The organism is Vibrio methylphosphonaticus, assembly GCF_023634655.1.
Classification (GTDB): domain Bacteria; phylum Pseudomonadota; class Gammaproteobacteria; order Enterobacterales; family Vibrionaceae; genus Vibrio; species Vibrio methylphosphonaticus.
In genome coordinates this window covers 1-9,183 of record NZ_JAMKMS010000042.1, presented here as the reverse complement: position 1 = coordinate 9,183, position 9,183 = coordinate 1, and the positions used below count along the sequence as shown (strand labels likewise).

Below are 9,183 nucleotides of genomic sequence, written 5' to 3'. Positions count from 1 at the left end.
GTATTTTATGCACCCTAGATGTCGTCTTTAGAAATCCGCTTTAGAAAACTGACGTAATTCTAAAGTGTACATAAAAGTTAGAAAAATAGTTAGGATAACCTCTCTAATATCTGTATGGTTATACAGTTACTTCAATGGAGAGAAAAATGCTAAGGCTAGTCAAAACCTCACCTACAATTCCGATCTATAAAGATACACAAGCAATCATTGACGAAAATGGTGAGGCTAAGGTATCCACTCATGGCACTCCAGTTAACTATCAAGGGTTGAAACTGTTATACGATGATAATGAGCCAATATTCATCGCTAACGCTTACCTCCTATACCTCAGAATTTCAGTTAATAGAAAAGACATATCTCCTACTGAGCGAGCACTCAAATCTTTCTTCCAAGTCATGCATGAAAATAACTTAAAGTGGGATGAACACTTGCATGTGGATGATGACAAAAACCCTATTTTCTCCTATCGAAATGTGTTGCAAGTAAATGTTGATAACGGGCATTACACTGATGAAACTGCTAGTAACTACTTAGGATGCATTCGCGGTTTTTATAAATTTCTCAAGAAGTTCTTTTACATCGATCAACTGCCCTTCACAATTACTGGAACCAATGCATACGGCAAAGATATTACTGATTGCACAATCAAGAAGCTAAGCAAAGAAACAAAGTTAAGACCTATTAGTGACAGGCATATTGAGTACATATTCGAACATTTATCACTGATCCCGCTCGAAGCTCGATTAGCGATGCTTCTCTCCCTTTTTAGTGGACTTAGGCGAACTGAATCAATCACTCTTAGAAAGCGCCACATAGTGATCCCTAGAAGTTTTGAAGGCGAAACTTTATCCGATATATCAATAGGTCCGAAAACTGGAGTTAAAACCAAAAACGGAAAAGAACGGAATATCTCTATTCCTTTTCGAATCGCTCAGCTTTTTAATCAATATCACAACAGCCTTCGCTACAAAGAAAGATTGAGTCTTTGGCTTGAATTAGAAGACGTTGAGAGTGAACGCGACCATCCCGCCCTGCTAAATCGAAAGGGTGAGATTTACAATCCCAATACAATCAACCGTTACTGGTCAATTATCGCAAATAAAATTATGGACGAAGATGACCCACGGTTTTATCACGTTTGGCATCACTTACGAGTGACATTTGGCTGTCGAAAAATGAGCACGTTACTAGATCATGGCTTTAGTTATAGCCAAGCCTTAGCGCTTTTGAAGGAAGATATGGGACACAGCAATATCTCAACAACACAGCTCTATCTAACTCACTGGTCGGGTAATCAGGCTAGCAGAGAGATGATTGATGTCATGGGGGATTTGGTTGAAAAAATCATGGACAACAATGAATTATGGATAGCATAAGTGGATAAAGTAATAGTAATTCAAGGGAACAAAACGGTTGATCTTAAGGTGGATTACAAAGGTGTCTTGCATGAGAGTGAGATCATCACATTGTATGAATCAATGAAAGAGTTTGAACCTAGACTAAACACTGGTCTAAGGCAGACCCTCAATCGATTGATTGCACACTCAGACGAACAAGCACCACCGCTAAGCTATGAGAATGTTAAGTCCTACCTATTAAGCATCAATGAGCAATTGGAAGCTGGCGACAGCGGAAAGCGAGTATATCGAACTAACCTAAAAAAGTTTTTCACTTCGATTAACTTTGGCGATGAGATTACTCACTTGGTATCTGAGCGGAAGGGGCGTAAGCGAAAATTTGAAGCAACACCATCGGAAAGAGTACCGTTGGGTAATACAGAGCGTCGAACTAGCTCGTACAAGGCAAAGCATAAATCCCGAGGGTTGAGCAGCGAGCAAGCCCAACTGCCATCGGAGAGTAACGTTTCAAAGCTTCACCCATTAATATTAAAGTTGAAAAACTCCAACAATAAGTTGGTAACTATCGACTTGCGAGAAGACTTTGATTCACCCTTTATCAGCGACTCTGAACTTCAAAAATACGCTAAACACATTCATGACAATTCTCTGAGGGACGCATCAAAGGTTACTTACCTTGGTGCTTTGAAGAAACTAATCCAATACAACAACGAGGTTACAAAGCGTCCTGAGTTTTACAATAAAGAGTCTTTTCAGTCTTTTATAGCGTCTTTATACGATGAGATGACAAAGGGGGCGAAGATAAAGCCAGAAAGTATTGAAAGAAAGCAAGCTTACTTAAGTGCTGGCTTCGAGCTAATTGGTCTACCTAAAATACTGAGAGCTGATAGGTTCAAGCTGAAAACAGGCGGAAACGATTTACAAACCGATAACTACGATGACACTTCTTGGATAGCGACTATTCGAGCTTTGATACCAGAGCATCAGCGTCTGTATAAACAAGTTTGCAATAACACCCTGTCTTATGAGAAGGATTTTAACGACTTCATTTCTTGTTCATGCTTATTGCTGACGGTCTATACAGCGATGACCTTTGCTGAACTCAATTCTTTGATTTATGAAGAATTCGACACTGAGTATTCAAAACTCGGCTCAAAAGATTTTGTTTTTAATGCTATTAAGTATCGCTCTAGTAAGTCAAATGACTACAACAGTTTTGTTGCGAGAAGAAGCTCAAAAACCCTTGTGGTGCGTTTGATGGAGGTTATTGAGCAAGCTAAGAAGAAATTTGGCATTCAGTCACAGCAAGTATTGCTTTACCTGCATGGCAGTGAAGCGACTGAAATCTCATCACATGATGTAGGTCTTTTTGCTACAAAACTAGTTAAACGAAATCGGATTCTACAGTGTCTACTTAAAAAGCGCTCTAAATACAAATTAAATCTGCAACGATTACGTTCATCAGTAATTCACAGGATTTCATCTCAGCGAGGTGAAGCTAGCGGAGTTATTGCAGGACGACATAGGTTATCAGTCCATCGTGGATACAACTACTCGAAGGTCAGTAACGAAACGGCACACAAGGAAATGACCCAGACAGCTCATGCGCTAGAAAAACACGCAAGAGGAATAAAGATTAGCATTGCTGTTGAAGAGGGAAAGAACCTCTATAACCCCAAGATTATTGACGAAAAAGAGAAACAAGAGTCTGGTGTGGCTGATCTAAAGAACGGTGGCACATGTAAAGGTTTAAAAACTGCTGAAAGCAAAGAGTTTCAAAAGAGCCTAGACAGGAACCCGCTGCTTTCTGATGAAGATAAGAAACTGATGGGGTGTGGGTTTATCATCAAGTGTTTTGGGTGCGCAAATTTTGCTGTTGTAGATGAAGTGAACGACATCTGGAAACTGCTTTCTTTCGAATCTATTTTAAACGACTCAATTAATTACCATGTTAGCTTCGCTCACTTTATCGAAAAGCAGGGTGAATTGAAGGCAAAGCTCCAAATTATCAAAGGCAAACTCACTCCAAAAAAATTAGCAACGGCAATTAAGAAGCTTGATAAACAAGGCTTGCACCCGCTTTGGGATGGGATGTATGCCGTATTAGATAAAATGGATATCTAAATGCTCGCCACCTAAACAAAACACATATTTCGTTAGACAAAGCTGTAGTTTTGCTTAACAAATTACAATACTGACAAAAGGAAAGTTGATGTCCTTACTTAATTACGAAGAACTGTACAGTGGTAAAGATTGCACCCTCCATGGCGGGGAATCGATTAATCAATTTAAAGCTAGAAAATGGTCATTTCAAGAATATAACTTAGATCATTCAGAAGCCTCTGTATATTATGTTTCTTGGAAACCTGAGTATGACGACATCCCAATTTATCGTGATTTAAAAGTTCGGTCAGCATTCGTGCTATATGGTTCGAATGACAAACTATTCACCTCGAAACTCAGAAAAAAGAACGTAACTATCAAGGTAATCAAGCGGTGCCAAATGCTTGTAAAGGATATCATTGAGAATTGGGAAGTGGTGCCTGATACTCTAGCAGCACTGGCTCACCCGATTTTCTTTGAGAAGGTTAAAGAGTACCTGAGATCAAGAAAATACTCTCAAACCTCATGTGAGGGACATCTAACAAGTTACACGACATTAAGTGATGCTAATGACTTCTTGCCACCGAACTTGCAACTAGTCTTTCCCATCCAGAGCCGTAACGCTTTGGCAAAAGAATTGGCAGTTGGAAGTAAAGGTAACCATCCCACCATTATTCCAGAGTTATATGGACAAACGCTCGGCAAATTAATTGAATTAGTCGAGTGGTATCACCTACAGCTCACTAGTAACGGCAAGCCTCAATTTGGAAAAATGGGTTCACCATTAGATCTTGTTGAATTTCGCAGGGTTTCCATTGGTTTAGGCTATACAACATGTATGGTGTTTAGTGGTGTTCGCTTGAGTGAAGCTGTGTTTTTACACAAGGAGTCTTACCAAACGGTCGATTTTGAAGGGGTTACAACATCACTTCTGAATTCATCCACGGTGAAATTGGAACAAGGAGCTGTTAGAGAAGATGTCTGGGTTTGTGCTGAAATTTGTGAAAAGGCAATCGAAGTCATTGAATTAGCGAATGGTGGTGACTGGGAACACTTGCCAACAAACGGGAAAAAAACGGGGATAATAAATCTCAATAAGTCCAACCTAAATAGCTGCCTTACTGAATTCAAAGCACGACACTTGCAGCCAGAATATAAGAGGGAATGGGACACCTCATATAACTTACTAAACAGTAACGTAAATGCTGATCCACGAAAGATGAGGGCTGATGGTACGTACTACTGGCATTTCATAAACCATACTTGGCGTAGAAGCTTTGCGCACTTTGCAGTGGGTAACGATCTATCTTGCTTGGGGGCATTAAAGCAACAATTGAAACATATCTTTATTGGCATGTCGATGATATACACATCGACCAGTGACGTACTTGCTTTAATGCAGGTGAAAACAGATCCGAAGCTGATAAAAGAATTGGATGCCAGTCATACAACATATAACGAAAAGTACCTGTCTAAAGTCGTTTCTGGAGCAACGTCAGGTGGATTTGCAGAAAATCTAATGGTTGGAGGGGAGCCAAGAGTTTTAACTGATAAGGAGTTTTCCTCTTTAGAAAAAAACAACCATACAGCGTCACGTTCTACAGGATTTGGTCGGTGCTTTGGTGAAGAGAAATGCTCGGTATCACATGTGTTTCAGCCTAGCTCTTGCATATCTAATGGTTGCGTAAACCTTAGTATTACGAAAGAAGAGGCTCAGCGTTGGAAGATATTACATGACGGTTGCGCGAAGCTCATCAGTAAAATGCTTGCAAATAGCACAATTAATAAGCACACATTAGGTCGTGAGCTTAGTGACTTACGAGCTGCGGAGCATGTAATGAGGAAGCACAGTATTGAGTTCACTGAGTTCGTAATTACGCCATCGTAAAAGAAACAAAATCAGCAATAGGGTTGGTGATATGACTAGAAATGAAAAAAAACTAAGAGCAGCACTGGAAGAGCTAAAACAAGGCGGCGCTAAAATCAATCCATCGGCTGTAGAGAAAAAGGCTGGCGTATCGAACGGTTCTTTAAGTTATTACACCGAACTATATCATGAGGTGCTTGAGCTTAAGGCTGGTAAGTCAGAAAAGAAGACAGCAAGAGAAATTAGAACTGAGACTTTGAAGAGCAGCAAGAACAAGGCATTGAAAGCCAAGCGTGAAGTGCTAACGGAGCTGTCAGAGTTGAAAAAACAAATTAAAGTGGAACGTATGGAGCATGCCGATGCGATCGCAAATCTCACTTGGGCACTGCATAAGGCACAGCACCAGAGAGTCATGGAGAACATAAATGCAGAAAATGGCGTCAAAAATTTAGGGAAAGAATAGATGGAAAGTTATGCATACGATTAAGACTTTTCTACGTTTTTTTCTAATAAAGGATATCAGAAGCGTTAGCATTCTTGGTCATCACAATAACTAATCCGACCGTTTGCAACACATCATCCCCTGAAATAGTATACCCCCCGTTAGTGGATCAAAATCGTTGATTTATTATTAATCAAAGAGTAATTTAAAGTAATTAAGGGAATCAAGCAGTTACTGTCAACCTAGCAAGAAACTCTCTTCGGTTGGCTCTAAAAAGTATGAATTTCCAAAGTTTAGATAGACATGACGCCCTCTATCCTGTGGTTAATTAAGATAGGAAAAGTGATGTATCCATCTATTCACCGTTATACGACAATGAGTACTTAAAATATAAAGGATTTCAGATGGCAAGGGTGGTTCCAGTACAACAGGATATATTGGTTATAGTCCCAGAGACCTATTCAAAAACACAAAAGGGAGCGTTTTTCGAAAAACTATGCGCCGATATATTAAGAAAGCAATCTTACCAAATTACGGGAATGGAAGTTCGCAAAACAGGGATGGAGATTGATATTACTGCTGAACATACTCCTTCTGGTAGTAGCGTATATGTTGAATGTAAATTCTACAACTCAAAAAATATCGACTCGACTATAGTAGACCTTTGTTATGCACAGTCGAGCCGCGCCAAAATTAATCGAATTGCACTTTTTTCAACAGCTAGGCTAGGTAAAGATGCTCAAGGAGCCTATGACGACTATCGTAGAATGGATGGTTGCGATTATTCTTTTTATGGTAAGCAAGAAATATTAGATGCATTAATTGCATCTGGGAAAGCCAAAATCTATGAAGAAAATGATCTCAGTCCCAATATTACACACGCTAGCCTCATTATCCACCCTGAGCTTGATTTTACTTGGGTTTTTCAAGAAATGGATAATGGCGTTGCAAGTCGTTTACTCGCATATAATGTAAATGGTGATGCTGATTGTAAGAAGATAAGAGCGATCCTTGATTCGCAAAATCTCTTTGAAAATATCTCACTAATTCCATTCAATAACGGCAATAACACACCTAGCCCAGTCAGTAAACTTTCGAAGGAAGTAGTTAGTAGTATATTGGTTGCTGACGACATTATGGATTATAAGCCATGTAAGCCCTCAGATTTTGTAGGTAGAGAAACAATACAAAAAGAAATATGGGATTACTTTGAGTCAGTTAGAACACACACAACAGATACTCGTATCATTTCTTTAGTTGGTTCTTCTGGTCATGGAAAATCCTCTTTAGTCGCTTTTTTATCTGAACGTTTTCGTAATATTAAATGGAAGAATAAGCTGTTTTTGTATCCAGTTGATGTTCGTTCAGCGCGAGGGGCAACCTTTGTAGCGGAAGCAATTGTGAAGGGCTTTAATAAAGCAATAGAAGATGGTTTTATTGATTTTAGTAGAAAATTTACAATTGAGAATATAGAAGATATAACCTCAGGCAGCAGTTTTCGAGATTGCTTGGGTTATTTGGAACAAAATAAGAAGGTAATTGTAATATTCTTTGATCAATTTGAAGAGGTCTTTATGAAAGAAGAACTTTTTGGGTTGTTCCGAGCATTTGAAAGATTTGCCAAAGATGTATCATCTGAAAAAATGAACTTAGTTGTGGGTTTTTCTTGGCGTAGCGGAATAACGCTAGGAGAGGAAAACCCTGCTTATTCTATGTGGTCAAAACTCAAAGACTTTAGAATAGACAAAAAACTTGATGATTTTGATGTTGGTGATTCATCAAAAATGATAGCGACATTCGAAAAAAATATTAGCATTAAATTGAATAAATCTCTAAGGGGGAGGTTGATTCAGCAATCCCAAGGATACCCATGGCTTCTAAAAAAGCTATGCATACACATATTTAAGAAAATAAAATCTGGAGTTTCACAAGAAGAACTGCTGCTTACACAATTTCAAATAAAATCACTGTTTCAAGAGGATCTTGAGCGACCTGACAAAGAAATAGCTTGTTTGAGGTATGTTGCTGGGCACTCGCCGATAGACCATTATCAAGTAACAAAAGAATTCGGACAACAAACAGTTTATAATCTCATTGCTGACAGGCTAATAATTAAAACAGGTGAGAAAGTTTCGGCGTATTGGGATGTGTTTCGAGATTATCTAAATACAGGTGACACACCAATCATCCCTTGGTCTTATATGCCAGCAGCAACAGTTACCATGGCGATAAACGTACTTGATAATATCAATAGAAATGAGGCATTATTATTTGAAGAGTTAATGAGTTTGTCAGGATTCAAAAAGGGAACTCTAACTAATGTAATAATGGATCTTCAATCCTTTTCGTTGATAGAAAAGAATAGTCAAGGCAAGTATAGAGCAAATCAAAGTAAAGCTAGCGCAGCAGAGGTTATTCGAGGACATCTAAAAGACCATTTGATTTACACAAGTATCTCAGAATCAAATACAGGTAGGGTTGACTTCTGCACGAATGAAAAATATGCAGGTATCATTAATGATGTGTATTCAAATAAAGGCGGAAATGCACCTAAAGGCTATGCTACAAAGATACTAAACTGGCTACAGTACGCAGGCTTAGTCTCTAATAGCGGAAGTAAAATATCTATATTTTCCTCTTCTGAATACTCTCCTGAGTATGGTGTATTGGGCGCAAAAGGGTATTTATTTCTTGCTGCCACCACTCCAAGTAACTCTTTAGAACTAATAAATATTCTAATTGATAAAGAAACTGTTTCACTAGAAGAGCAAGAATCGAAGAAGTTAAGGAATTCGGTTACTGATCTAGTTTCTTTAGGTGTTTGTAAGAGAAATGAAGATTCGAGCATTGAATTTTCAAAGGGTATTAATAACCTAGAATTTCCACAGCAAATTTTAGCTCAGGCTCTAATTAAATCCGAAACTATAATCTTGATAAATGAAATTATTGAAGCTGGAACATCGATGGATAACCGTGAAGAGCTTGCTATTAAATTCAAAGTTGAGTTGGGGAAAGCTTGGAAAGACAGTTCTAGCAAAAGGTATGTAAATGGTATGCTTAAGTATGTTGAATTCTTAGAATCGTATAACAAGGCATTGCAGCGAACAAGCCGCTGAATGATACGCTATGATTTTCACAAGGAAAGCTAAGCTTGAAATCATGGCATAGTGGCAAAAATTAGTAGTTATTAGAAAAATACAATAGCTCTAGTAAAATTCAACATAACTAATTGAAAATAATAGTAATCGTTAGCGGAGAACTATTTAACTTTAGTTAAATAGTTCTTCTGATAACGTAGTTTATGGTAAATAGATTATGGTTAAATTAGAAAAGCAGCTTTCAGGGCAGTTACTAAAAGGTTTTTCTAAGGATTTTTCTAACATCTAATATCAGGGGTGTTTATGGTAAATAGC

General features: G+C 38.3%; 5 protein-coding genes. All 5 read left to right on the top strand.

The window, feature by feature from the left end; translation table 11 throughout:
* Positions 1–146 precede the first annotated feature (146 nt).
* The 5 genes from M9196_RS23005 to M9196_RS22985 all read left to right on the top strand — a co-directional run bounded on the left by M9196_RS23005 (position 147) and on the right by M9196_RS22985 (position 8,886).
* Positions 147–1,376, top strand: a complete 1,230-nt coding sequence (locus M9196_RS23005; protein WP_250619837.1) for a tyrosine-type recombinase/integrase — start codon at positions 147–149, stop codon at positions 1,374–1,376.
* Positions 1,377–1,613: 237 nt separating this feature from the next.
* On the top strand, positions 1,614–3,482 hold the full coding sequence (locus M9196_RS23000; RefSeq protein WP_250619836.1) for a hypothetical protein: 1,869 nt from the start codon (positions 1,614–1,616) through the stop codon (positions 3,480–3,482).
* Positions 3,483–3,570: 88 nt separating this feature from the next.
* Positions 3,571–5,349, top strand: a complete 1,779-nt coding sequence (locus tag M9196_RS22995; protein WP_250619835.1) for a hypothetical protein — start codon at positions 3,571–3,573, stop codon at positions 5,347–5,349.
* 31 nt (positions 5,350–5,380) lie between these two features.
* Positions 5,381–5,791: a hypothetical protein gene (locus M9196_RS22990; RefSeq protein WP_250619834.1), complete on the top strand. Its 411-nt coding sequence runs from the start codon at positions 5,381–5,383 to the stop codon at positions 5,789–5,791.
* A 383-nt stretch (positions 5,792–6,174) separates the two neighbouring features.
* Positions 6,175–8,886: a restriction endonuclease gene (locus tag M9196_RS22985; RefSeq protein WP_250619833.1), complete on the top strand. Its 2,712-nt coding sequence runs from the start codon at positions 6,175–6,177 to the stop codon at positions 8,884–8,886.
* Positions 8,887–9,183: the final 297 nt, after the last annotated feature.